The following is a 23565-nucleotide window of genomic DNA, read 5'->3' as shown; positions in this document are numbered from 1 at the left end:
GTGAGCCGCCGTCTCGCGCGACTCCTTGCCAGCCTCGTGGCCGTCGTCGGCCTCGCCGCCGGCCTGCTGTCCGGGGTGTCGGCCACCTCGGCCGCACCGGCTGCGCCGGCCGCTTCCGCCGCTCCCGCCGCTCCGGTCGCGAAGGCGCGCCCGGCCGTGCTGGAGCGGCGGGTGATCGGCAGGTCGGTCCGCGGGCGCCCGATCATCGCCTGGCACCTCGGCGAGCCCGACGCCCCCCGGGTGCAGACCGTCGTACTGATCTCGACGATGCACGGCAACGAGCCGGCCACCCGTCGGATCCTGGAGTCCCTGCGTGACGGGGCTCCGGTGCACGGGGTCGACCTGTGGGTCCTGCCGACGTACAACCCCGACGGCCTGGCCCGCGGCACCCGCAAGAACGCCCGCGGGGTCGACCTCAACCGCAACTTCCCGCACGGCTGGGCCGACCTGGACGGCAACTACGAGTCCGGCCCGAGGCCTCGCTCGGAGCCGGAGACCCGCGCGGTGATGCGCTTCCTGCGCGCCGTGCGGCCCGACCGGGTGCTCAGCTTCCACCAGCCGCTCAACGGCGTCGACACCGACACCAAGCTGCCGGGCTTCGCCCGCCGGGTCGCCAAGGCGCTGCACCTCCCGCGACGCAGCCTCACCTGCGGCGGGGTCTGCCACGGCACCATGACCGGCTGGTTCAACCACGAGCTCGCCGGCGCCGCCCTCACGGTGGAGTACGGCGCCCGCCCGTCACGGCGCCGGATGACCACGATCGCCCCCGTGCAGGTGCTGTCGGTCTTCGGAGCCTTCCGCGGCCCGCGCAGCCTCGAGCCCGAGGACCCCTAGCGCCCCTCGAAGACCGGCTTCTGCTTCGCGACGAACGCCGCGACGGCGGCCTCGTGGTCGGCGGTGGCACCGGTCTGCTGCATCATCGCGCTCTCGAAGGCCACGGACTCCTCGAACGTGTGGCCGGACGCGTAGGCGACCGAGCGCCGCATCGCCCCGAGCGCGACGGTCGGCCCGGCGGCGAGGCGCGTGGCGAGGGCGGTCACCTCGGCGGTCAGGTCGGCGGCCGGCACCACCCGGGTCGCGAGGCCCAGCTCGAGCGCCTCGTCGGCCTTGAGCGTGCGCGGGAAGTACAGGAGCTCGATGGCCTTGGCGGGGCCGACCAGTCGCGGCAGGTGGTAGCTCGCGCCGGTGTCGCAGGACAGCGCGACGTTGGCGAAGGCGAGGTTGAAGCCGGCCGTGTCCGCGACGATCCGCAGGTCGCAGGCCAGCGCCAGGCTGGCACCGGCGCCGGCGGCGACCCCGTTGACCGCGGCGATGACGGGCTTGGCCATCCCCGCCAGCGCGGAGACGATCGGGTTGTAGTGGTCGTCGACGGTGCTGAACAGCTGCGCGCTGCCGCCGTTGTGGAGCAGCTGGATGTGCTCCTTGAGGTCCTGGCCGGTGCAGAACGCGCGGCCGGTGCCGGTGAGGACGACGCAGCGGGCGGCCGGGTCCTCGGCGACGGTGCGCACGGTCTCGAGCAGCAGCACCTTGGTGGCGACGTCGAGGCTGTTCATCGCGTCGGGTCGGTCGAGGGTGATGGTCGCGACGCCGTCGACCAGGTCGAGGCGCACCGGCGCGGACGTGGGTGTGGTCATGGGCGGCAGTCTGTCAGCCCGGGGCGAGGCAGCGGGCGGCGAACCGGTCGGCCGCCGGCCACAGCCGGTCGGCCTCGGCGGCGAAGACCTCGGCCGCCTGGCGCCCCGGCCAGTCCGCCGGGAGCAGCTCGTCGGGCAGACCCGGGTCGGCGAAGAGGAACTTGCGCCACTCGTGGACCAGGTGGAAGCGCGCCGCGAACGCCGCCTCCTCCGCGTCCGCGTGGGACGCCAGGTGCCGGCGCACCAGCTCGGGGGTGACGGCCAGCCACTCGTCGTACGCCGCCCGGAGGGAGTCCAGGTCCCAGGCGGAGGTCGGGGGCGGGTCGACGTCGAGCGCGCGGGCCGTGCGGGCGGTGGCCCCGTTGCGCTCGAGCACGGCCGCGAGCTCGCGGCGGGCGTAGGGGCTCATCCACACCTGCTCGCCGACCTCCGCGTAGCCGAGGAAGCTGAGGTCTGCCCGGAGCCGGGTGCGCGCAGGGCGCCCGGCCGGTGCCGCGACGACCACGAGATGCCAGGAGCCGTCCCAGGGGTCCTGGCCTCGGCGGTAGACCCGGGCGGAGGCCTCGTCCAGGCGCCGGCTGGCCTGCTCCGTCGCGCGGTAGCCCCGCCCGCCGTCGAGGCTGATCGCCTCCAGCCAGCCCTGCGCCACCATGCGCGAGACGGCGGTGCGCACGGCTGGGGCGGCGATCCCCACGGGGTCGAGGAGGCGTACGAGGGCCGCGACGCGCGCCTGCCCGTCCCGGGTCCGCAGGTGGCCGCCGTAGAGGTCGAAGAGGGCCGACCGGGCATGCATGACGCGAGTCTGCCAGGGCTGTGGTCCCGATCACGCGCGGGATAGGGGATAATGGTCCCTGTGCAGCGAGCACGGGGGTCCCCTACTGCTCTTGGATCGGGAACAGGAACGAGGTGCCGCATGGCGGCAATGAAGCCGCGGACGGGTGACGGTCCGCTCGAGGTGACCAAGGAAGGACGCGGCATCGTCATGCGCGTCCCCCTCGAAGGCGGAGGCCGGCTCGTCGTCGAGCTCAACGCCGAGGAGGCCGGAGCCTTGGGCGAGGCCCTCAAGAACGTCGTCGGGTGACCGGCACGTCCCCAGCACTGTCCTTCCCCGCTCAGGTGTCGCCTCCGGAGTTCGCGCTCAGCGGGCTGCGGCCGCACGTGATCCTCGGGGTCGACGTCGTCGCCCTGCCGGTGCTCCCGGCCGACGACGAGGGGCCGCTCGCGACGGTGCTGCTCGGACCCGGCGCCGCCGAGCTGGGTGACGCGCTGGAGCTCGACCTGGTCGGGATCCTGGAGGCGAGCCGGGCCACCGGAGCCGCAGGCGAGGTCGTCACGGTCCCGGTTCCCCAGGGAGCCCCCGACAACAGCGGGCTGCGCCTCGTGCTGCTGGTCGGCGTGGGGCAGCAGCGCCCCGTCGACTTCCGGCGGGCGGGTGCCGCCCTGGCGCGCGCCGCCCACGACCGGGACGCCGTCGCGACCACCGTCGCGGCGCTCGACCCCGAGGCGGGGCTGGAGGCGTTCGTGGTCGGGCTGATGCTCGGCTCGTTCGCGTTTCACTGGCGCTCGACGCCGCCGGAGTCCCTGCCGGTGCCGCGCGTGGTCCTCGCCGACCTCGACGACAGCGCCGGGCAGCGCGCCACCCTGCGCCGAGCGCTCGCCGCCGGCGGCGCCGGATGGCGCTCGCGCACCCTCGCGTCAGTCCCCTCGAACCTGAAGAACCCCGAGTGGCTCGCCGACCAGGCGCGCGAGATCGCCGGCTCGGCCGGCCTGGACATCCGGGTCTGGGACGAGCGCGAGCTCGAGGCCGACGGCTTCGGGGGCATCGTGGGCGTCGGCAAGGCGTCGGCCACCCCGCCGCGCCTGATCCGGCTGGACTACGCGCCCCGCAAGAGCAACCGCCGTACCCCGACCGTCGTCCTGGTGGGCAAGGGGATCACCTTCGACACCGGCGGGCTCTCGATCAAGCCGGGCGAGGCCATGGTCAACATGAAGCGCGACATGACCGGCGGCGCCGTCGTGCTGGCCACGATGGCCGCGCTCGCCGACGTCGGCTGCCCGGTGCGGGTCGTCGGCCTGGTGGCGGCGGCGGAGAACGCCGTCTCCGGCAACGCCATGCGTCCCGGCGACGTCGTGCGCCACTACGGCGGCCGCACCAGCGAGGTCACCAACACCGACGCCGAGGGTCGCCTGGTGCTCGCCGACGCCCTGGCCTACGCCGTGGAGCAGGTGAAGCCCGACGCCATCGTCGACGTCGCGACCCTCACCGGCGCGATGAAGGTGGCGCTGGGGCAGACGGTCGGCGGCTACTTCGCCAACGACGAGGCCCTCGCCGCCACGCTGGCCCAGGCCGGTGACCAGGCGGGGGAGCCGCTGTGGCGCTTCCCGCTGTACGCCGGCTACGAGGACAAGCTGTCCTCGACGGTGGCCGACGCCGACAACGCCCCCGGCGGGGCGGGTGCGATCACCGCCGCGCTGTTCCTGCAGCACTTCGTGGGCGACGTGCCGTGGGCCCACCTCGACATCGCCTCGGTCGGGGACGCCCCGGAGGACCGCTACGAGTGGACCAAGGGCCCCACCGGCTTCGGCGCTCGGGCCCTGTTGGCCTGGCTGGGCCGCGAGGAGCCGCTGGCGGGCGTGCGGTGAACGGACTCACCATCCGCTGGTCGCTGGCCGACGCCCCCGAGGGCACCGTCGCGGGTCTGCGCGACTACATCGCCGAGACCTCCCACGCCCGCTTCACCGGCATGTCCGGCCTGCGGTTCAAGACCTGGCGCCTGCGCGAGGGCGAGTGGTTCGAGGGCACCTACGTGTTCGCCTCCGACCAGGCGCGTGCGGACTTCCAGGAGAGCTTCGCCGCCACTGCCGAGCAGGCCCCCGGATCGCAGATCATCGGCAGCCCGCCGGTGCTGATCGAGGAGTGCGACATCGTCGCGATCGCCGAGGGCTGGGACGGGTTCTCGGCTACCGCGCGCGGCTGACCACCTCGGTGGTTGAGGTGCGAGCGAAGCGAGCCTCGAACGGTGGTTGAGGTGCGAGCGAAGCGAGCCTCGAAACCGCCGCACCTCGGCTCCTCGGCCGTCGGGGTCGTGGCCTGCTTACCTCACCGGGTCTCGACACGCTCCGTCGCGGGTTCGTTCCTCACCCGCGGTCGCTGCTCGACCACCATCAGAGGGAGTGACTCGTTCCTCGGTCACTCCCTCTCGCCGAGCCACTCCTTCTTGGCGACGAGCAGGCCGTCGCCGACGGGGAGCAGGACCGAGACCAGGCCCTCGTGCTCGATGACGGCACGGCCGAGGTCGCGGATGGTGACGGTCTCCTCGTCGCGCTGGGCCGGGTCGGCCACGCGGTCGTGCCACAGGGCGTTGTCGAAGACCACGACGCCGCCGGGGCGGAGCAGGCGCAGCGCCTCGGTGAGGTAGGCGGCGTACTCGGTCTTGTCGCCGTCGCAGAACACCAGGTCGTAGTGGCCGTCGGTGAGGCGGGGGAGCACGTCGAGCGCGGCGCCGGCGATGGTCCGCACGCGTTGGCTGGGGATCTTGGCCTCGGCGAAGGACTCGCGGGCCAGCCGCTGGTGTTCGGCCTCGATGTCGACGGTGGTGAGGATGCCGTCGGAGCGCATGCCGCGGATCAGCCACAGGCCCGAGACGCCGGTGCCGGTGCCGATCTCGACGACGGCGCGGGCGTCGATCGCGGAGGCCAGGAAGCGCAGCGCGGCCCCGCCGCCGGAGCCGATCGGCGTCACGCCGACCTCCTCGGAGCGCGACCGGGCGGCGGCGAGGACCTCGTCCTCGGGCACGAACGTCTCGGCATAGGTCCAGCTCGCGGGCTTGATCGGGGTGGGAATGACAGCCTCCTGGTGGGCGGGTCTCGGAGGGCACCACCGTATCGCCACCGCGCCGCGGCAGGAGGGAAGGCGCCAGCAGGTCGCCCCCGCGGGAACACGAGGCGGACCCGGATCGTTGCGGGAGGTGATGGCACTTCACAGGGAACGTTCAGGCAGGACGTCTAGCGTGCTGCCAGGAGCACGAGTGCCGACGCGAGGAGCGACCATGTCACAGGCGCCGCAGCAGACCGAGGGCGTCCCGACGTGGGACGAGATCGTCGAGCGTCACTCCGACCGCGTCTACCGCCTGGCCTACCGCCTCACCGGGAACCGCCACGATGCCGAGGACCTCACCCAGGAGGTCTTCGTGCGGGTCTTCCGCTCGCTGTCGACCTACACGCCCGGGACCTTCGAGGGCTGGCTGCACCGGATCACCACCAACCTCTTCCTGGACGGCGCGCGCCGCAAGCAGCGGATCCGCTTCGACGCCCTCTCCGACGAGCGCGCGGACCGACTGACCAGCGCCTCGCCCGCCCCGGACACCGCCTACGCCGACCAGACCTTCGACGACGACGTCGAGCGCGCGCTGGCGACCCTGCCTCCGGACTTCCGCGCCGCGGTGGTGCTGTGCGACGTCGAGGGCCTGGCCTACGAGGAGATCGCGGAGATCCTCGGCGCCAAGCTGGGCACGGTGCGCTCGCGCATCCACCGCGGCCGCGCGATGCTGCGTACGGCGCTCGCCCACCGCGCCCCGGGCATCGGGCGAGAGCGCTACTCCGGCCCGGCCGCGGACCAGTCGGTCGCCTGGAGCGCTTCGTGATCGGTCACCTCGGCAACCGCGTCAGCGCCCTCCTCGACGGCCAGCTCTCCGCGGAGGAGACCGAGCGCGCCTGGGCACACGTCCACACCTGTCACACCTGCCGCGACCGGGTCGAGCACGAGGGCTGGGTCAAGACCCGGCTGGCCGGGCTGTCGTTCGACTCCGGTCCCGCGCCGGACCACCTCAAGGGATCGTTGCTCGAGGCCGCGCCCGGGGGGCTGTGCTTCGCGTTCGGACCTGGCGAGGACGCCCACCGCACGAGACGCAACCTCGGGATCGCCGCGATCGGCGGCGGAGCCGTCGGCGCGGCGGTGATGGGCGTGCTGGCCCTGGGGGCCGCCCCCGCCGACGCCCCGACGATCGACCGCCGTGCTCCGTCGATGCAGGTCACCACCCCGTCCCCGTCCCCGTCGCCGGTCGGCGGACAGCCGCGTCGCCCCCTGCCGTGACCCGGGTTTCGGGCGCCGGGGGATGATGAACAGGTGAACGAGCCGGAGCAGCCCTCGAACTCGGTCGAGGGGTCCCAGGACGACGAGCTGACGCAGCCGCTGTCCCTCGGCCCCGCCGAGCCCCCCGCGCACGCCTCCTGGCAGCCCCCTTCGCCGCCTCCTGGCGGCAGCGGGCGCGAGCCGTGGTTCCCGCCGCCCGGGACGCAGCCCCTGCCGGCGGAGCAGCCGGCACGGCACGCCGCCACCCAGCGGGTCGGCGGTTGGGTCTGGCCGGCCGTGGCGGCCGTCGCGCTGGTCGTCGGCGTCATCGGCGGGGTGGCCGGAAGCGTCGGCTACGAGGCGCTCGACGACGACACCCCCGACATCCCGGGCGCCGTCGGCGGCGGCCTGGACGAGGTCGACACGGCCTCGCTGCCGCCGCTCTCGGCGGAGCAGGAGGGCTCGGTCGCCGCGGTGGCCGAGGCGGTCCTCCCGAGCACCGTCCAGATCGTCGCCCAGCTCGACGAGGAGAAGGGCGGGGCCACCGGCTCCGGGTTCGTGCTGGACAAGCAGGGCCACATCATCACCAACAACCACGTCGTTGAGTCGGCCGCGGAGGAGGACGGCGAGATCGAGATCGTCGACCAGGACGGCAACCGCTACGACGCCACCGTGGTCGGGCGCAGCCCGGTCTACGACCTGGCCGTGCTGTACGCCGAGGACGCCAGCGCCCTGCCGCCGGCCTCGTTGGGCCGCTCGAAGCGCCTGCGCGTCGGCGAGGGCGTCGTCGCGATCGGCTCCCCGCTCGGCCTCAGCTCGACCGTCACCGCCGGCATCGTGAGCTCGCTCAACCGTCCGGTCACCACCGGGGAGTCCTCCGACGACTCCTCCTACATCAACGCGGTGCAGACCGACGCCGCGATCAACCCCGGAAACTCGGGCGGTCCGCTGGTCGACCTGCGCGGCCAGGTGGTGGGTGTCAACTCCGCCATCGCCACCAACGGCGGCGGGACGTTCAGCGGCCAGGCCGGCAACATCGGGGTCGGCTTCGCGATCCCAGTCGAGCAGGTGGCCATCACCGCCGACCAGATCCTCAAGACGGGCGAGTCCAGCTACCCCGTGATCGGTGCCAAGGTGCAGACCGGCCTGAGCGACGGCAGGGGCGCGACGATCGACGAGGTCGTCGGGGACAGCCCGGCCGAGGACGCCGGCCTGGAGAAGGGCGACGTCATCACCTCGGTCGAGGGGGACCGGGTCACCGACGGGATCGCGCTGATCGTGGCCATCCGGACGCACCAGCCCGGCGAGACGATCCGGTTCACCTACCTGCGCGAGGGTGACGAGCGCACCGCCGAGGTCACGCTCGACGGCGAGACCGGCTGAGCCCTACTCCGGCGCCTCGGACTCCACGAACGGGTGCTTGGCCACGTAGTCCTCGGCCTGCTGGTACATCCGGGCGATGTAGTCCTCCAGCATGCTGGACTCCACGCGCCACTGCCCACGCCCGCCGATCTTGATCGCGGGCAGGTCGCCGCGGCGGACCAGCGCGTAGACCTGGGCGCTGGAGGTGTTGAGAACCTCGGCCACGTCGGCCAGCGTCAGGAAGCGGGGCGTGTCGGGCATGGGCCCATGGTCGCACCTTGCGCCCCAGCCGTGACACCTGACCGCCGTACCCCTGTGGAGGAGCGGGTGACCGGGGCGGCCGACGGAGGCATGATGTGCTCGTGTCCAGGAACCTCGGGAGCCCGGGCGCGGCGCCACCACCGCCCGCGGTGCGTGCGGCCACGCCGGGCTGGCGCGACCCGCGCCTGTGGATCGGCGTCGCGATCGTCGCGGCCTCGGTCGTCGGGGGCGCGCGCCTGCTCGCCGCCGCCGACGACACGGTCTCGGTGTGGGGCGTCGCGACCGACATGGGCGCCGGCGACCTGGTCACCGAGGACGACCTGGTCGCCCACCGGGTGCGCTTCGCCGACGACGCGCAGCTGGACCGCTACTTCACCAGCGACGACGCCCTGCCCGCCGACCTGGAGCTGCTGCGCGGCGTCGGGGAGGGCGAGCTGCTGCCGCGGGGCGCGGTCGGCCCGGCCGAGCAGACCGACACCCTCCAGGTGCCGATCTCCGTCTCAGCGGAGCGGGTGCCGGCCTCGGTCGGCGCCGGCTCGGTCGTCGACGTCTTCATCGTCGCGCGCTCGACCGACCCGCAGGCCCCGGGCCCCGGCGGGCCGGGGGAGCCGGCCCTCCAGGCGGTGACGGTGGTCGCCGCCCCCGGGCTCGACGACACCTTCGGCGCCAGCGGGGAGCGCCAGCTCGACCTCGCGGTGCCGGAGCGCGACGCGCAGGCATTCTTCGAGCTGCTCAACTCTTTCGACAGCCCTGTGCTCACCGTGGTGCGGCGCGGCTGATGATCGTCGTCCTGGTCGTCGCCTCCGGCGCCGCCTGGGAGTCTCCCGCCCTGACCCTGCTCGGCGGCCACCGCGACATCGTCGTCCTCAAGCGGTGCGTGGACGTCGACGACCTGCTCGCATCCGCCTCCGCCGGGCAGGCCGACGTGGCGGTGCTCGGCCTGGACACCCCCGGCCTGGACGTGGCGGCGGTCGACCACCTGCGCCGCTACGACGTTCGCCCGGTCGCGGTGGTGCCGGCCGAGGCGTGGGAGGGCGGCCGGGTCCGGGCCTCGCGCATCGGCATCGCGACGCTGGTCCCCGACGACGGCCTCGACACGCTGCCCGACGCAGTCCTCGGCGCCGACGAGCCCGCGCCACCGATGCTGCCCGAGCCGGCCGACGCCGGCGCGCCTCCCGGCCCCGGCGGGCGGGTCCTGGCCGTCTGGGGGCCCGCCGGCGCCCCGGGCCGTACGACGGTCGCCGCCGGGCTGGCCGCGGAGCTGGCGCGCCGCAGGCGGCGCACGATCCTCGTGGACGCCGACCCCTACGGCGGCAGCGTCGCCCAGCAGCTCGGCATCCTGGACGAGGTGTCCGGCCTGCTCTCCGCGGCGCGCCTCGCCACCAGCGGGCTGCTCGCCGAGCGTCTCGCCTCCGTGCAGCGCGCGGTCGGACCGCACCTCTCGGTCGTGACCGGCCTGCCGCGCGCGGACCGATGGGTCGAGGTGCGCGCCGGGACCGTGGAGGCCCTGCTGGAGGTGGCCCGCGAGCGCGGCGACGTCGTCATCGACACCGGGTTCAGCCTGGAGGACGAGCCCGGCCAGGACTACGGCACCCGGCCGGGTCGCAACCAGCTGACCCGCGGTGCGTTGGAGGCGGCCGACGAGGTGCTCGTCGTGGGGACCGCCGACCCGGTCGGGCTCTCGCGGCTGGCCCGGGCCCTGGTCGAGGTACGCGAGCACACCGGCGGTGCGGCCGTGCGCGTCGTCGTCAACCGGATGCGTCCCAGCCTGGGCTGGTCGGAGAAGGACATCGCCGGGATGGTGGGCGGCTTCACCCGGCTCTCCGGGCTGCACTTCCTGCCCGACGACCGCAGCGCCGTCGACCGGGCGCTCGTCACCGGCCGCACGCTCGTCGAGTCGGGCGACTCGCCGCTGCTGCGGGCGGTCTCGTCGCTGGCCGACGCGATCGTCGTCTGACCCGACCTCGTTCCTCGGTCAGGTCAGGACGCGAACAGCAGGTAGAGGCCGCCGACGGTGAAGGCGATCATCGCGAACAGCAGGGGCAGCTGGCCGGTGAGCTGGTGGCGGCGGGGGAGCAGCTTGAGGGCGCGATCGTGCGCGGCGATGACGCCGAGGACGTGGCCGAGGACGACGGCGAGGACCTTGATGTTGGCGAGCAGGGTGGGGTGGTAGGAGAGCCAGTAGTTCACCGACCAGTCGCCGGTGCCGAGGATGTCCGAGCCGTTGCCGAACGGGTCGCTGGCCTGGATGAGGGTGTTCTGCCCGGCGTGCACCAGGTAGCTCAGGTAGTGGGCCACGATGTAGCCGACGACGATCGGGATCACCGAGTGGGCGAACAGGTCCGGCAGGGTACGGCGGTCGGTGCCGGGCGCGACGCCGGTGAGCATGCAGCCGGCGGCGAAGATCAGGCCGACGCCGACGCAGAAGACCACGAGCGCCAGGTTGTTCAGCAGGAATGACGAGGTGTCGGTCGACTGGACGTAGCGCACCCAGACCGAGGACTCGCGGAAGGAGTCGAAGGCGGTGCTGCCGAACAGCACGGCCACGACGGCCACGAGTCCGGGCTGCGCGACGACCGTGGCCAGGTTGGCCAGCGGGCTGCGGACCAGGAGCCGGCCCTCGCGGCTGCTGCCCCAGACCGACATCTTGGAGACCAGCGTGGAGTAGACCTCGAACGGGTCGGCGCGCTCGTAGAAGGAGTTGCCGAACAGCGCACCCCCGATCAGCATGATCGCCACGTAGGCCGCGCACCACAGCCGCACCGGTCCCAGCTCGGTGCTGAACGGGTAGACCAGCTCCAGCCAGACGAACGCGAACAGGCCGAGGGCGGCGGGCCAGTAGCCCAGCCGCCGCGGGTACTCGAGCATGCCGACCTCGGGGTCGCTGCCCGAGATCCTGGCGAAGGCGAGGTTGATGGTGCGGACCGGGCTGATCGCCCTCCACACCGGTCCGAACAGGAGCGAGAGCGGGACCAGCCCCACCCACCACCACACGTAGAAGATCCCGAAGATCGGGTTGGTGAGCTGGTCCTCGCCGAGGACGGCGACCATGACCGCGTAGGCGAACACGACGAACCCGACCACCCGCAGGCCGACCCGCCAGGCCGACGAGTGCACCAGGCGGTCGAGCCACGGCCACGCCGGGCGTCCGCTGCTGCTCGAGTCGTAGCGCGGGGTGCGCCAGGCGAGGGCCAGGACCGTGAAGGACACGACCAGGGCGGCGACGGCCCCGGCGATGGCCAGGGAGGGTGAGATCGGCAGGTCGGCGGAGCCGCCGATGCCGTGGGCGAGCGGGTTGTCGGAGGCGGTCACGGCGTGGCGGTCAGCTGACCTCGAGCTGGACGATCACGACGTCGAGGTCGTGCGACTCGACCTCGACCACGCCCGGCCGGTCGATCGCGAGCTCGAAGGTGGTCTCGCCCGCGTCGTACGCGAACTCCTGCTCCGGGTCGGAGTGCACGTGGATCTCGCCGGGCTCGTCGGCGGTCACCACCAGGTCCACGGGCTGGTCCACGCCGACCTCCACGCGCTCGGCGTTGGGGGTCACGGTGTCGCCCTCGAAGGTGATCTCGATGGTCTCGGTCCCAGCGCCGTCGCCGTTCGAAGACTCGTCGTCGCCGCACGCGGTGACGGTGGCCAGGGTCGACACGAGCACGGCCATGCTCGCCAAGGTTCGGCGCATGGTGAGATTCCTTATCGTTGACGGAGGGGGTGGCGCGACGGTGGCACGCCTCTGCCAGAATCCCATGGGAGACAAGCGCGGATCAGCGGGGTCCACGTGGGGTCCACCCACGGGGAGAGGAGCGCCACATGAGCGAGCGACTGCGGCCGCGAGACCTCGCGTTCCTGGCGGAGGAGACTCCTCAGACCCCGATGCACAACGCCACCATCGAGATCTTCGAGCCGGGTGACTCGGGCTTCGACCACGACCGGCTGCTCGAGCTGATCGAGGACCGCATCTCGTTCGTGCCCCGCTACCGGCAGAAGGTCCAGTCGGTCCCCGGGCGGCTGGCCAACCCGGTCTGGGTCGACGACGACCACTTCGACATGAGCTACCACGTCCGCCGCTCGGCCCTGCCGCGCCCTGGCACGATCGACCAGCTGCGCGACCTGGTGGCGCGGATCGTCTCGCGTCCCCTCGACCGCGCCCGGCCGCTGTGGGAGGTCTACTTCGTCGAGGGGCTCGAAGAGGGGCGCATCGCCCTGCTGTCCAAGACCCACCAGGTCCTCGTCGACGGAGTGCACACCGTCGACCTGGGGCAGGTGCTGCTCGACGTCAGCGACACGCCCAAGCAGCTGGGCGGCGACGGCTGGACGCCGCGCCGGGGGCCGTCGCAGCTGGGGCTGATGACCGGTGCCTTCCGGGACTCGCTGACCGAGCCCGACACCCTGGTCGACACCGTGCGTGGTCACTCCGGGGCGGCCATGCGCACGGCGTCGGCCACGGCCCAGCGCACCCGCGCGGTCGCGTACGCGCTCAGTGGGCGGCGCCCTCCCCGGGAGTCGCCCATCACCGGCCGGCTGTCCCAGCAGCGGCGCATCGTCACCCTGGACACCCCGCTGGAGGACTACCGCACCATTCGCCAGGCCCACGGGGGCACGGTCAACGACGTCATTCTGGCCACCGTGGCCGGCGGGCTGCGCGCGTGGCTGATGACGCGGGGGGAGTCGCTCAAGGGGGTCCGCCAGATCCGTGCGGTGGTGCCGGTGTCGGTCATCGACTCCGAGCTCGAGGCCACCTCGCTCGGCAGCCAGATCGCGGCCCACTTCGTCGACCTGCCGGTGGGGGAGTCGAGCCCGCTCGTCCGACTGCACCAGGTGAGCTACTCCTTCCAGGCCCACAAGGAGACCGGTCGCGGCGTGGCGGCCAACCGTCTGGCCGGGATCGCGGGCTTCGCTCCCACCACGTTCCACGCCATCGGCTCGCGGGTCGCGTCCGACGAGCGCCGCAGCTACCGGCTCAACGTCACCAACGTCCCGGGGCCGCAGTCCCCGCTGTACGCCGCCGGCGCGCGCATGGTCAGCAGCTACCCCGTGCCGCCGCTGCTCACCGGGCACCCGCTGGCGATCGGCGTGACGTCGTACCACGGGCGGGTGTTCTACGGCCTCACCGCCGACCGGGTGCAGATCCCGGACGCCGACCTCCTCGGCACGTGCATCCAGGAGGCGCTCGACGAGCTGGTCGAGGCGTCGACCGGCTCGGGATCGCGGGCGCCGCGCGGCCGGCGGCAGACCGCCCGCCCCGACGCGAAGAAACAGCCGAAGAAGAAGAAGGGCTGAGGATGCGCGTCTACGTGCCCGCCTCGCTGGAGCTGCTCGCGGACTGGCTCTCGGCCGGCGAGGTCCCCTGGCCGGCCGAGCCGATCTCGCCGCCGGACGACGACGAGGAGTCGGAGTACGCCGCCCTCATGACCGCCGCTGACGAGTCGGCCGAGCTGATCGGCGGCGCGGGGCGCCGGGTGGTCGTGGTCGCCGAGGTCGCCTCGGAGGGCCGGCCGATCGCCCTGCGACGGGTGGTGGCGGCGCACGCCGACGTCGAGGACTTCACCGACCCCGACGACGACCTGGCCTGGTTCGCCACCCAGGAGCTCCCGGAGCTGGTCGGCGGCGCCTGACGGCGGCTTCGACAACCCGACCGGCGGGTGACAACATCCGAAGCATGGACGCGATCTCCTTCCCGCCGACCCCGACCAACGAGCCCAACCTGACCTACGCCCCCGGCAGCACCGAGCGGGCCGAGCTGCTCGCGGAGCTGGAGCGGCAGGAGCGCAAGCAGGTCACGCTGCGCGCCCACATCGGCGGCCGCAAGCGAGCGGGCGGCGGCGCCGAGATCAAGGTCGTGCAGCCGCACGACCACCAGCACGTCCTCGGGGTCATGAAGAACTCCACCCAGGCCGACGCCCAGGCGGCGGTGAAGGCGGCCGCGAAGGCCGCCCCGGACTGGGCGGCGATGAGCATGGACGACCGGTGCGCGGTGCTGCTGAAGGCCGCCGACCTGCTCGCCGGCCCGTGGCGCCAGCGGATCAACGCCGCGACGATGCTGGGCCAGTCGAAGACGGCCTTCCAGGCCGAGATCGACTCGGCGTGCGAGCTGATCGACTTCTGGCGGTTCAACGTCCACTACGCCAAGCAGATCCTCACCGACCAGCCGATCGCCAACAGCCCGGGCATCTGGAACCGCACCGACCACCGCCCGCTCGAGGGCTTCGTCTACGCGATCACGCCGTTCAACTTCACCGCGATCGCGGGCAACCTGCCGACCGCGCCGGCGCTGATGGGCAACACGGTCATCTGGAAGCCCTCGCCGACCCAGCAGCTCGCCGCGTCGCTGACCATGGAGCTGCTCGAGGAGGCCGGCATGCCGCCGGGCGTGATCAACATGCTCCCCGGCGACGGCCTCGAGGTCTCGAAGGTCGCCCTCGCGCACCCCGACCTGGCCGGCATCCACTTCACCGGCTCGACCCCGACGTTCCAGGCGCTGTGGCGCACGGTGGGGGAGAACATCTCGGGCTACCGCGCCTACCCCCGCATCGTGGGCGAGACGGGCGGCAAGGACTTCATCGTCGCGCACCCCTCCGCCGACCCGGACGCGCTGCGGGTGGCGATGATCCGCGGTGCGTTCGAGTTCCAGGGCCAGAAGTGCTCCGCCGCCTCGCGTGCCTACGTCGCCCGCTCGGTGTGGAACAAGATGAAGGACGACCTCATCGCCGAGGTGGAGGCGATCTCGATGGGTGACGTCACCGACCTGTCGCACTTCATGGGCGCGGTCATCGACGACCGTGCGTTCGCCAAGCACCAGGCGGCCATCGCCCGCGCCAAGCGCTCGCGGAGCCTGACCGTCCTCGCCGGCGGCCAGGTCGACGACTCGGTGGGCTACTTCGTCCGACCCACCGTCGTGGAGGGCGGCGACCCGACCGACGAGATGTTCTCGACCGAGTACTTCGGCCCGATCCTCGCGGTGCACGTCTACGAGGACGGTGACTTCGAGAAGGTCGTCGCCCAGATGGAGTCCTTCGCGCCGTACGCGCTCACCGGCGCGATCATCGCCCGCGACCGGGCCGCCGTCGCCTGGGCCACCGACACCCTGCGCTTCGCCGCCGGCAACTTCTACGTCAACGACAAGCCCACCGGCGCCGTCGTCGGCCAGCAGCCCTTCGGCGGCGGCCGCGCCTCCGGCACCAACGACAAGGCCGGCGCCGCCCTCAACCTCCTGCGCTGGACCAGCCCGAGGTCCATCAAGGAGACCTTCGTGCCTCCCACCGACTACCGCTACCCGTACATGGGGTAGGGCACGGCGCGGTGGTTCGCTGGTCGAGGTACGAGGAGCGCCAGCGACGAGCCTCGAGACCCGGTGAGTGGGGCAGGGCGGTGACCCGGTTGGTCGCCGCCCTGCGTGTCTCGCGGGGTCTCGAGGCTCAGGCGCGGGGCGCCTTCGCACCTCGACCACCGAGGGGCGGGGGCGCCTTCGCGCCTCGACCACCGAGGGGCGTGTGGTGGTTCGGTGGTCGAGGTGCGAGGAGCGTCAGCGACGAGCCTCGAGACCCGGTGAGTGGGGCAGGGCGGTGACCCGGTTGGTCGCCGCCCTGCGTGTCTCACGGGGTCTCGAGGCTCAGGCGCGGGGCGCCTTCGCACCTCGACCACCGAGGGGCGGAGGTGCCTTCGGACCTCGACCACCGAGGGGCGGGGGCGCCTTCGCGCCTCGACCACCGAGGGGCGTGTGGTGGTTCGGTGGTCGAGGTGCGAGGAGCGTCAGCGACGAGCCTCGAGACCCGGTGAGTGGGGCAGGGCGGTGACCCGGTTGGTCGCCGCCCTGCGTGTCTCACGGGGTCTCGAGGCTCAGGCGCGGGGCGCCTTCGCACCTCGACCACCGAGGGGCGGAGGTGCCTTCGGACCTCGACCACCGAGGGGCGGGGGCGCCTTCGGACCTCGACCACCGAGGGGGCTCGCCTGGGACCGGTAGGGGAGAATGGTTCCGATGAACCTCGTCCCGCTGCACCTCGGCGCCCTCCACCCGGTGGAGCAGGCGCTGACGATCGCGCTGGCCTTCGGGCCGTTCGTGGTGCTGGGGATCGTGATCGCCGTACGGCGGCGACAGGAGGCCGCGGAGGACGCGGCCTCGGAGGACGGGGCCGCCGAGGACGAGGCCGAGGGTCAGCGCGAGAGGTAGTCGCGCCCCAGGCGGTTCTCGGTCTTGAGGGCGTCCAGCAGCATGTCGCCGATCAGGGCCTCGATCTTGCCGCCCACCAGCGGGACCCCCACCGTGATCGTCAGCGCGACGGTCTCGGTGGTCACGCCGGCCTCATCGGTGAGCACGGCCGTGCCGCTCATGTCGCCGGGCTTGCCGGGGATCGTGACCACGATGTCGCCCCGGGTGGCCCCGGCCCACGACTCGGTCTGGACGATGTGGGTCTCCTCGCCCACGAGCTTCCTCACGAACGCCGGCAGGTCGGAGGTGGGCTGCCACTGGTCGAGGACGATCTCGGCGGAGTCGCTGTCCTCCGCCACCGACACCGACACCTCGGCCCGGCTCATGCCGATGGCGGCGCAGACCTCACGCCGGAAGTCGGCGTCGCGCAGCATCGCGGCGACCCGCTCGGGCGGCGCGTTGTAGGTGAGCCGGTGGAGGACCTCGCGGCTCACCGCTCACCTGCCAGCCAGGCCGTGCCGACCTGTTGCTCCTTGGCGTAGGCGCTCTGGAGGGTGTCGACGAGGAGCTGCTCGAGCTTGCCGCCGACCAGCGGCACCTTGACCTTGGCGTCCAGCTCGACGGTCTGGATCGTCCCGGTGCCGGCCTCGCGCAGCGCGACGGTGCCGGTGACCTTGGTCGGCTTGCCCGGGGCGCTGATGTCGACGGCGCCCCCGGAGCCGTCCTTCCAGGTCTCGGTCATGATCGCGGTCGTGGTCTCGCCCACGAACCTCTTCGCGATCGACGGCAGCCCCGAGGTGTTCTGCTCGGTCTCGACCCGGACCGTGAGGCCCGCGCCGGCGACGTCGACGCTCACGTCGTACGACGCCGCGTGCTGGGCCTCGCAGACTCGCTCCCGGAAGGCCGGGTCGGAGAGCATCGCGAACACGTCGGCCGGGGGAGCGTCGTAGGAGAGCTCGGTGCGCATCAGCATGTGCGACATCATGCACCTTGTGAGCACTCAAGAGGAGCACCCCGGCGAGAGCTTCGTGTCCTTCGGCGAGCAGGGCGCGCAGCTGACCTACGGCAGCTACCTTCGGCTGTCCCAGCTGCTCGACTCCCAGCACCTGGAGTCCGATCCACCCGCCCACGACGAGCTGCTGTTCATCACCATCCACCAGGTCTACGAGCTGTGGTTCAAGCAGCTCCTGCACGAGGTGACCGCGGCGCGCGACGCCATGACGTCCGGCGACCTCTGGTGGGCCCAGCACCTGCTCCAGCGGGTGCACGTGATCGAGCGGGTGCTCGTGCAGCAGGTCGACGTCCTCGAGACCATGACCCCCCAGGACTTCCTGCAGTTCCGCCAGCAGCTGGCGCCGGCCAGTGGGTTCCAGTCGGTGCAGTTCCGTGAGCTGGAGTTCCTCTCGGGTGCCAAGGACGCGGCGTACGTCGAGCGCTTCCGCGGTCTCACCGACGAGGAGCGGCAGCGGCTGGGGCGCCGCCTCGAGGAGCCGACGCTGTGGGACGCCTTCCTCGACGTCCTGCGCGCCCAGGGGCTCCCCGCCGCCAACGACGCGGAGGTGTCCGCGTCGATGCGGACGGTCGCGCACGACCGGTCCCGGTACGCCGCCGTGTGGGCGCTCGGCGAGGCACTGCTGCAGCACGACGAGCTGGCCGCGAGCTGGCGGGCGCGCCACGTCGTGATGGTCGAGCGGATGATCGGGTCCAAGTCCGGCACGGGCGGCTCGAGCGGCTCGACGTACCTGCGCAGCCGGCTGCCCCTGCAGTACTTCCCGCTCCTGTGGGACCTGCGCAGCGAGCTGTAGGGCCACCCGAGGCCCCGTTGTGACACTGCGCACGCCACGACCTAGGGTCGGGAGGGTGTCAACGACGACGCAGGATGTGGACAAGGCGGAGCTCCTCGACCAGGCCATCGACCTGGCCCGGCAACGGAAGGGGAGCGGCGCACCGCCGCCCGACCGGGTGGACGCGCTGCTGCGCGCCTACTACCGCCACATCGCGCCGGAGGACCTGCTCGGGCGCTCCGCCGTCGACGTCTACGGCGCCCTGGCGTCGCACCACAAGCTGGCCGCCGAGCGCCCGCAGGGCACGGCCCGGGTCCGGGTCCTCACGCCGACGCTGAGCGAGTACGGCTGGTCGGCGGGCGGCCACTCGGTCGTCGAGGTCGTCGTCGACGACATGCCGTTCCTGGTCGACTCGCTGACGATGGAGCTCTCCCGCCAGCTGCGCGACGTGCACCTGGTCATCCACCCCAACTACGACGTCGTGCGCGACATCACCGGCGCGCTGCAGGAGGTCCGCCCCGTCGACGACGGCTCCAGCGCCCCGGACGACGACGCCGTGCGCGAGTCGTGGATGCACGTCGAGATCGACCGGCTGCGCGAGGACGACGACCCGGCCGCGATCGTCGAGGACGTGCAGCGGGTGCTGCGCGACGTCCGTGAGTCGGTCGAGGACTGGGAGAAGATGCACGCCCAGATCCGCGCCATCGTGAGCGGCCTGGAGTCCGACCCGCCCCCGCTGGACCCCGAGGAGGTGCGCCAGGCCGCCGACCTGCTGGCCTGGCTCTCCGACGAGCACTTCACGTTCCTCGGCTACCGCGAGTACTCCCTGGAGCGCCAGGGCGACGACGACTTCCTGCGGGCCGTGCCCGGCACCGGCCTGGGCATCCTGCGCGCCGACCAGGAGATGGCCGAGTCGTTCGGCCGGCTGCCCGAGAAGGTCAAGGCCAAGGCCCGCGAGAAGACGCTGCTGGTGCTGGCCAAGGCCAACTCCCGCGCGACGGTGCACCGTCCGGCGTACCTCGACTACGTGGGGGTCAAGACCTTCGACGCCAACGGCGAGGTGTCGGGCGAGCGTCGCTTCCTGGGGCTCTTCTCCAGCGCCGCCTACACCGAGTCGCTGCTGCGGATCCCGCTGCTGCGCGACAAGGCGGAGGCCGTCCTGCGCCGCAGCGGCTTCGACCCGCGCAGCCACGCCGGCAAGGCGCTGATGGACACCCTGGAGACCTACCCGCGCGACGAGCTGTTCCACACCCCCGTCGATGAGCTGGCACCCATGGCGGAGGCCGCGATGGTGGCCCGCGAGCGCCGGGCCCTGCGGCTCTTCGTGCGCCGCGACACCTACGGGCGCTACGTGTCCGTGCTCGTGTACCTGCCGCGCGACCGCTACAACACCAGCGTCCGGGAGCGGTTCGCACAGATCCTCAAGGACCGCTTCGGCGGCGACTCCGTCGAGTTCACGGTGCGCATCAACGAGTCGACCACCGCGCGCGTCCACTTCGTGGTGCGCCTGCCCAAGGGCGAGGAGATCCCCGAGGTCGACACCCAGGAGCTGGAGCGCCGCCTGGGCGACGCCTCCCGCTCGTGGCGCGACGACTTCATGGCCGCGGTGATGGCCGAGTACGGCGAGGAGGTGGGCGCGACCCTCGGCCGGCGCTACCTCGACTGCTTCCCGGAGGCCTACAAGGAGGACTTCCCGGCCCGCACGGCCGCGGTGGACCTGGGCCGGCTCGAGGCGATCCCGGGCGACGTCGGCATCGACCTGTCGCTCTACGAGGAGCTGGACGCGGGCCGCGGCGAGGCCCGGCTCAAGGTGTTCCGCATCGGCGAGCCCCTCTCGCTGTCGGAGATCCTGCCGATGCTGTCGTCGATGGGCGTCGAGGTCGTGGACGAGCGGCCCTACGCGCTGGCCGGACTGCCGCGCCCGTCGTACATCTACGAGTTCGGGCTGCGCTACGGCCGGTCCCTGCCCGCCGGCGCGCGCGAGCCCTTTCAGGACGCGCTGCGGGCGGTGTGGGAGGGGTTCAACGAGATCGACGGCTTCAACTCGCTGGTCCTCGGCGCCGGCCTCACCTGGCGTCAGGCCACCGTGCTGCGGGCCTACGCGAAGTACATGAGGCAGGGCGGCTCGCCGTTCGCCCTCGACTACATCGAGGACGCGCTGTCCGGCAACGTCGACATCACGCGGCTGCTGGTGCGCCTCTTCGAGGCGCGCTTCGACCCCGGCGCCGACGGCCTGACCGCGGACGACGAGGCGCGCACGGCGCGGGTCGACGAGTTGCGCCAGCGCATCCTGGCGGCGCTCGACGAGGTGGTCAGCCTCGACGACGACCGGATCCTGCGCTCCTACCTCACCCACGTCCTCGCGACCCTGCGCACCAGCTACTTCCAGGGCGCCGAGGACGGCCGGCCGCACCCGTACATGTCCTTCAAGCTCGACCCGTCGGCGATCCCCGAGCTGCCGGAGCCGCGGCCGCGCTTCGAGATCTTCGTGTACTCGCCGCGTGTCGAGGGGGTCCATCTGCGCTTCGGCGCGGTGGCGCGCGGGGGACTGCGCTGGTCGGACCGGCGCGACGACTTCCGCACCGAGGCCCTCGGCCTGGTGAAGGCCCAGATGGTGAAGAACACCGTGATCGTGCCGGTCGGTGCGAAGGGCGGCTTCTTCTGCAAGCAGCTGCCCGACTCCTCCGACCGCGACGCCTGGATGGCCGAGGGCGTGGCCTGCTACCGGACCTTCATCTCAGGGCTGCTCGACGTCACCGACAACCTGGTCGACGGCGAGACCGTCCCGCCACGCCGGGTCGTGCGCCACGACGGCGACGACTCCTACCTGGTCGTCGCCGCGGACAAGGGCACCGCGACGTTCTCCGACATCGCCAACCAGGTGGCGAGGGACTACGGCTTCTGGCTCGGCGACGCCTTCGCCAGCGGCGGCTCGGTGGGCTACGACCACAAGGCCATGGGCATCACCGCCCGTGGCGCCTGGGTGTCCGTGCGTCGGCACTTCCGCGAGCTGGGCGTGGACTGCCAGAGCGAGGACCACACCTGCGTGGGCGTCGGCGACATGTCCGGCGACGTCTTCGGCAACGGGCTGCTGTGCTCGGAGCACACCCGCCTGGTGGCGGCCTTCGACCACCGCGACATCTTCCTCGACCCCGACCCCGACGCCGCCACGTCGTACGCCGAGCGGCGCCGGCTCTTCGAGCTCCCGCGCTCGTCGTGGCAGGACTACGACGCCTCCCTGATCTCCGAGGGCGGCGGCGTGTTCTCCCGCTCGGCGAAGTCGATCAGGCTCAACGGCCACATCCGGTCCGCCCTCGGCATCGACGGCGAGGTGGACTCCATGACGCCCACCGAGCTGATGCGCGCCATCCTGCTCGCGCCCGTGGACCTGCTGTGGAACGGCGGCATCGGCACCTACGTCAAGGGCGCCGACGAGACCTCCTCCGACGTCGGCGACAAGGCCAACGACGCCATCCGGGTCGACGGCGGGGACCTGCGCGCCCGCTGCGTCGGCGAGGGCGGCAACCTGGGGTTCACCCAGGCCGGCCGGATCGAGTACGCGATGGCCGGCGGCCGGATCAACACCGACTTCATCGACAACTCCGCCGGCGTCGACACCTCCGACCACGAGGTCAACATCAAGATCCTGCTCGACCGGGTCGTGGCCGCCGGAGACCTGACTGAGAAGCAGCGCAACCGGCTCCTCGTCGAGATGACCGACGAGGTCGCCGACCTGGTCCTGCAGGACAACTACGAGCAGAACCTCGCCCTCGCCAACGCCGCGTTCAACGCCAGGCCGCTGCTGCACGTCCACGAGTTCTGGATGAAGCGGCTCGAGAGCGACGGGATCCTCAACCGCGAGATCGAGGGGCTGCCGTCGAGCCGCGAGGTACGCCGCCGGCTGGAGCGTCGTGAGGGCCTGACCGCGCCGGAGCTCTCGGTCCTGCTGGCCTGGACCAAGATCGTCCTCGCCGACGAGCTGCTGGAGTCGGCGCTGCCCGACGACCCCTATCTGGACCTGGACCTGCGCGCGTACTTCCCGCGGCAGGTGCGCGAGGGCTTCGAGACTCCCGTCACCGAGCACCCGCTGCGCCGCGAGATCATCGTGACCCAGGTGGTCAACGACCTGGTCAACGGCGCCGGCATGACCTACTGGCCGCGCCTGGCAGGAGAGACCGGGGCCGACGCCGCGGACCTGGTGCGCGCCAACTTCGTGGCCCGCGAGATCTTCGCGTCGCTGCCGCTGCGCAACGACGTGAAGGCGCTCGACAACGAGCTGGACGCCGCCGTGCAGACCCGGATGCGGATCGAGATGCGCACGCTGGTCGAGCGCGCCTCGAGGTGGCTGGTCAGCAACCGTCGCCCGCCGCTGGACAGCCAGGCGACCGTGGACTTCTTCTCCGCGCCGGTGCAGGAGACGTTGGCGCAGCTCCCGGACCTGATGACCGGCCGCGAGCTCACGGCGTACGAGGAGCGGCGCGACGCGCTCGTGGCGAAGGAGGTGCCCGAGGGGCTGGCCTCGCGCGTGGCGGTGCTGCCGCCGGCGTACATGCTGCTCAACATCATCGAGATCGCGCACCGCGAGTCCATCGACCCCGCCGACGTCGCGCGGGTGCACTTCGCCCTGGGCGAGCGGCTGGGGCTGCCGTCGCTGGTGCAGCGCATCCTCGGGCTGCCCCGCGAGGACCGCTGGCAGACCATGGCCCGCGCCGCGTTTCGCGACGACCTGCACGCCGTCCACGCCTCGCTCACCCACCAGGTGCTCACGACGACCTCGCCCGACGACCCCGCCCCGGCGCGCATCGCGCAGTGGGAGGAGGCCGACGCCGTCGTCGTCAACCGCGCCGCCGACACCCTCCAGGAGATCACCACCGACGACACCGCCGACCTGGCCCGCATGTCCGTCGGCCTCCGCGTCGTCCGCGGCCTCCTGTCCTAGCCCCCGGTGGTCGACGCGCGAGGATCGCGGCGGCTATCTCGGTGGAGGTGTGAGGAGCGTCAGCGACGAGCCTCGAGACCCGGTGAGTCGGGAAGCAGCCCCGGGGTACGGCGGTCGGGCCGCGGGGGGTCTCGAGGCTCAGGCGTTGCACGCCTTCGCACCTCGACCACCGAACGAGGCCTTTCGGTGGTCGAGGTGTGAGGAGCGCCAGCGACGAGCCTCGAGACCCGGTGAGCCGACAAGCAGCCCCGGGGTACGGCGGTCGGGCCGCGGGGGGTCTCGAGGCTCAGGCGTTGCACGCCTTCGCACCTCGACCACCGAACGAGGCCTTTCGGTGGTCGAGGTGTGAGGAGCGCCAGCGACGAGCC

General features: G+C 72.6%; 23 protein-coding genes. 15 read left to right on the top strand and 8 right to left on the bottom strand.

Going from position 1 to position 23565, the window contains the following annotated elements:
* On the top strand, nt 1–834 hold the full coding sequence (locus tag LQ940_RS17370; protein WP_231244156.1) for a M14 family zinc carboxypeptidase: 834 nt from the start codon (nt 1–3) through the stop codon (nt 832–834).
* Here the strand turns inward: LQ940_RS17370 and LQ940_RS17365 are convergent.
* Both LQ940_RS17365 and LQ940_RS17360 read right to left on the bottom strand, forming a co-directional pair.
* Nucleotides 831–1634, bottom strand: coding sequence for an enoyl-CoA hydratase/isomerase family protein (locus LQ940_RS17365; protein WP_231244155.1), 804 nt, complete (start codon nt 1632–1634; stop codon nt 831–833). The genes LQ940_RS17370 and LQ940_RS17365 overlap by 4 nt on opposite strands.
* Nucleotides 1635–1647: 13 nt before the next feature.
* On the bottom strand, nt 1648–2427 hold the full coding sequence (locus LQ940_RS17360; RefSeq protein WP_231244154.1) for a PaaX family transcriptional regulator: 780 nt from the start codon (nt 2425–2427) through the stop codon (nt 1648–1650).
* A gap of 120 nt (nt 2428–2547) precedes the next feature.
* Between LQ940_RS17360 and LQ940_RS17355 the strand changes: the two genes are divergently transcribed.
* From LQ940_RS17355 to LQ940_RS17345, 3 genes are read left to right on the top strand one after another with little or no spacing between them, the layout of a single operon-like run.
* Nucleotides 2548–2715 carry a DUF3117 domain-containing protein gene (locus LQ940_RS17355; protein ID WP_136594384.1) on the top strand — a complete coding sequence of 56 codons (168 nt, stop codon included), beginning with the start codon at nt 2548–2550 and terminating at the stop codon, nt 2713–2715.
* Nucleotides 2712–4277: a leucyl aminopeptidase gene (locus tag LQ940_RS17350; RefSeq protein ID WP_231244153.1), complete on the top strand. Its 1566-nt coding sequence runs from the start codon at nt 2712–2714 to the stop codon at nt 4275–4277. The genes LQ940_RS17355 and LQ940_RS17350 overlap by 4 nt, the downstream gene beginning before the upstream one ends.
* Complete coding sequence (locus LQ940_RS17345; protein ID WP_231244152.1) at nt 4274–4612, top strand: hypothetical protein; 339 nt, start codon at nt 4274–4276, stop codon at nt 4610–4612. Before LQ940_RS17350 ends, LQ940_RS17345 begins: the two co-directional genes overlap by 4 nt.
* 212 nt (nt 4613–4824) lie before the next feature.
* Here the strand turns inward: LQ940_RS17345 and LQ940_RS17340 are convergent, their stop codons facing one another.
* Complete coding sequence (locus LQ940_RS17340; RefSeq protein WP_231244151.1) at nt 4825–5430, bottom strand: O-methyltransferase; 606 nt, start codon at nt 5428–5430, stop codon at nt 4825–4827.
* Between the two features lie 253 nt (nt 5431–5683).
* On the opposite strand from LQ940_RS17340, the gene sigE reads away from it, so the two are divergent.
* Genes sigE through LQ940_RS17325 form a run of 3 tightly spaced genes read left to right on the top strand, consistent with a single transcriptional unit; the run spans nt 5684 to nt 8088 of the window.
* A complete protein-coding gene (gene sigE / locus LQ940_RS17335; protein ID WP_231244150.1) occupies nt 5684–6277 on the top strand; it encodes an RNA polymerase sigma factor SigE in 594 nt (197 codons plus the stop codon).
* Nucleotides 6274–6726, top strand: a complete 453-nt coding sequence (locus LQ940_RS17330; RefSeq protein ID WP_231244149.1) for an anti-sigma factor family protein — start codon at nt 6274–6276, stop codon at nt 6724–6726. The genes sigE and LQ940_RS17330 overlap by 4 nt, the downstream gene beginning before the upstream one ends.
* A 33-nt stretch (nt 6727–6759) precedes the next feature.
* On the top strand, nt 6760–8088 hold the full coding sequence (locus LQ940_RS17325; protein WP_231244148.1) for a S1C family serine protease: 1329 nt from the start codon (nt 6760–6762) through the stop codon (nt 8086–8088).
* 3 nt (nt 8089–8091) lie between these two features.
* Here the strand turns inward: LQ940_RS17325 and LQ940_RS17320 are convergent, their stop codons facing one another.
* The gene (locus tag LQ940_RS17320; protein WP_231244147.1) at nt 8092–8328 is read right to left on the bottom strand and encodes a helix-turn-helix domain-containing protein; all 237 of its coding nucleotides are present in this window, start codon (nt 8326–8328) and stop codon (nt 8092–8094) included.
* A 101-nt stretch (nt 8329–8429) separates the two neighbouring features.
* Between LQ940_RS17320 and LQ940_RS17315 the strand changes: the two genes are divergently transcribed.
* Both LQ940_RS17315 and LQ940_RS17310 read left to right on the top strand, forming a co-directional pair.
* On the top strand, nt 8430–9107 hold the full coding sequence (locus LQ940_RS17315; RefSeq protein ID WP_231244146.1) for a hypothetical protein: 678 nt from the start codon (nt 8430–8432) through the stop codon (nt 9105–9107).
* Entirely contained in the window at nt 9107–10285 is a 1179-nt protein-coding gene (locus tag LQ940_RS17310) for an AAA family ATPase (RefSeq protein WP_231244145.1), read from the top strand. The genes LQ940_RS17315 and LQ940_RS17310 overlap by 1 nt, the downstream gene beginning before the upstream one ends.
* A gap of 23 nt (nt 10286–10308) precedes the next feature.
* Here LQ940_RS17310 and LQ940_RS17305 read toward each other — a convergent pair whose 3' ends face one another.
* On the bottom strand, nt 10309–11640 hold the full coding sequence (locus LQ940_RS17305) for a hypothetical protein (protein WP_231244144.1): 1332 nt from the start codon (nt 11638–11640) through the stop codon (nt 10309–10311).
* 10 nt (nt 11641–11650) lie between these two features.
* Complete coding sequence (locus LQ940_RS17300; protein WP_231244143.1) at nt 11651–12010, bottom strand: hypothetical protein; 360 nt, start codon at nt 12008–12010, stop codon at nt 11651–11653.
* A 128-nt stretch (nt 12011–12138) separates the two neighbouring features.
* Between LQ940_RS17300 and LQ940_RS17295 the strand changes: the two genes are divergently transcribed.
* From LQ940_RS17295 to LQ940_RS17280, 4 genes are all read left to right on the top strand, one after another.
* On the top strand, nt 12139–13608 hold the full coding sequence (locus LQ940_RS17295) for a WS/DGAT/MGAT family O-acyltransferase (RefSeq protein ID WP_231244142.1): 1470 nt from the start codon (nt 12139–12141) through the stop codon (nt 13606–13608).
* A gap of 2 nt (nt 13609–13610) precedes the next feature.
* A complete protein-coding gene (locus LQ940_RS17290) occupies nt 13611–13943 on the top strand; it encodes a DUF6912 family protein (RefSeq protein ID WP_231244141.1) in 333 nt (110 codons plus the stop codon).
* A 44-nt stretch (nt 13944–13987) separates the two neighbouring features.
* Nucleotides 13988–15616, top strand: a complete 1629-nt coding sequence (pruA, locus tag LQ940_RS17285) for an L-glutamate gamma-semialdehyde dehydrogenase (protein ID WP_231244140.1) — start codon at nt 13988–13990, stop codon at nt 15614–15616.
* Between the two features lie 687 nt (nt 15617–16303).
* On the top strand, nt 16304–16495 hold the full coding sequence (locus tag LQ940_RS17280; RefSeq protein WP_231244139.1) for a hypothetical protein: 192 nt from the start codon (nt 16304–16306) through the stop codon (nt 16493–16495).
* Here LQ940_RS17280 and LQ940_RS17275 read toward each other — a convergent pair.
* Nucleotides 16480–16968, bottom strand: a complete 489-nt coding sequence (locus tag LQ940_RS17275; protein WP_231244138.1) for a DUF2505 domain-containing protein — start codon at nt 16966–16968, stop codon at nt 16480–16482. The two genes, LQ940_RS17280 and LQ940_RS17275, sit on opposite strands and share 16 nt — an antisense overlap.
* Nucleotides 16965–17447, bottom strand: coding sequence for a DUF2505 domain-containing protein (locus LQ940_RS17270; RefSeq protein ID WP_231244137.1), 483 nt, complete (start codon nt 17445–17447; stop codon nt 16965–16967). The genes LQ940_RS17275 and LQ940_RS17270 overlap by 4 nt, the downstream gene beginning before the upstream one ends.
* Before the next feature lie 19 nt (nt 17448–17466).
* On the opposite strand from LQ940_RS17270, the gene LQ940_RS17265 reads away from it, so the two are divergent.
* Nucleotides 17467–18279: a tryptophan 2,3-dioxygenase gene (locus LQ940_RS17265; protein WP_231244136.1), complete on the top strand. Its 813-nt coding sequence runs from the start codon at nt 17467–17469 to the stop codon at nt 18277–18279.
* Nucleotides 18280–18334: 55 nt separating this feature from the next.
* Nucleotides 18335–23197 carry an NAD-glutamate dehydrogenase gene (locus tag LQ940_RS17260; protein WP_231244135.1) on the top strand — a complete coding sequence of 1621 codons (4863 nt, stop codon included), beginning with the start codon at nt 18335–18337 and terminating at the stop codon, nt 23195–23197.
* Nucleotides 23198–23565 lie beyond the last annotated feature (368 nt).

The organism is Nocardioides sp. cx-173 (assembly GCF_021117365.1).
Lineage (GTDB): Bacteria > Actinomycetota > Actinomycetes > Propionibacteriales > Nocardioidaceae > Nocardioides.
Note: the sequence above shows the minus strand (reverse complement) of the source record. Positions and strands in the feature narration are given on the sequence as shown.

What these genes read in the sequence shown, in the direction of transcription:
- LQ940_RS17365 (WP_231244155.1), bottom strand. Translation starts at nt 1,634, where the DNA reads ATGACCACACCCACGTCCGCGCCGGTGCGCCTCGACCTGGTCGACGGC.
- LQ940_RS17360 (WP_231244154.1), bottom strand. Translation starts at nt 2,427, where the DNA reads ATGCATGCCCGGTCGGCCCTCTTCGACCTCTACGGCGGCCACCTGCGG.
- LQ940_RS17355 (WP_136594384.1), top strand. Translation starts at nt 2,548, where the DNA reads ATGGCGGCAATGAAGCCGCGGACGGGTGACGGTCCGCTCGAGGTGACC.
- sigE (WP_231244150.1), top strand. Translation starts at nt 5,684, where the DNA reads ATGTCACAGGCGCCGCAGCAGACCGAGGGCGTCCCGACGTGGGACGAG.
- LQ940_RS17320 (WP_231244147.1), bottom strand. Translation starts at nt 8,328, where the DNA reads ATGCCCGACACGCCCCGCTTCCTGACGCTGGCCGACGTGGCCGAGGTT.
- LQ940_RS17310 (WP_231244145.1), top strand. Translation starts at nt 9,107, where the DNA reads ATGATCGTCGTCCTGGTCGTCGCCTCCGGCGCCGCCTGGGAGTCTCCC.
- LQ940_RS17300 (WP_231244143.1), bottom strand. Translation starts at nt 12,010, where the DNA reads ATGCGCCGAACCTTGGCGAGCATGGCCGTGCTCGTGTCGACCCTGGCC.
- LQ940_RS17295 (WP_231244142.1), top strand. Translation starts at nt 12,139, where the DNA reads ATGAGCGAGCGACTGCGGCCGCGAGACCTCGCGTTCCTGGCGGAGGAG.
- LQ940_RS17290 (WP_231244141.1), top strand. Translation starts at nt 13,611, where the DNA reads ATGCGCGTCTACGTGCCCGCCTCGCTGGAGCTGCTCGCGGACTGGCTC.
- pruA (WP_231244140.1), top strand. Translation starts at nt 13,988, where the DNA reads ATGGACGCGATCTCCTTCCCGCCGACCCCGACCAACGAGCCCAACCTG.
- LQ940_RS17280 (WP_231244139.1), top strand. Translation starts at nt 16,304, where the DNA reads ATGAACCTCGTCCCGCTGCACCTCGGCGCCCTCCACCCGGTGGAGCAG.
- LQ940_RS17270 (WP_231244137.1), bottom strand. Translation starts at nt 17,447, where the DNA reads ATGCTGATGCGCACCGAGCTCTCCTACGACGCTCCCCCGGCCGACGTG.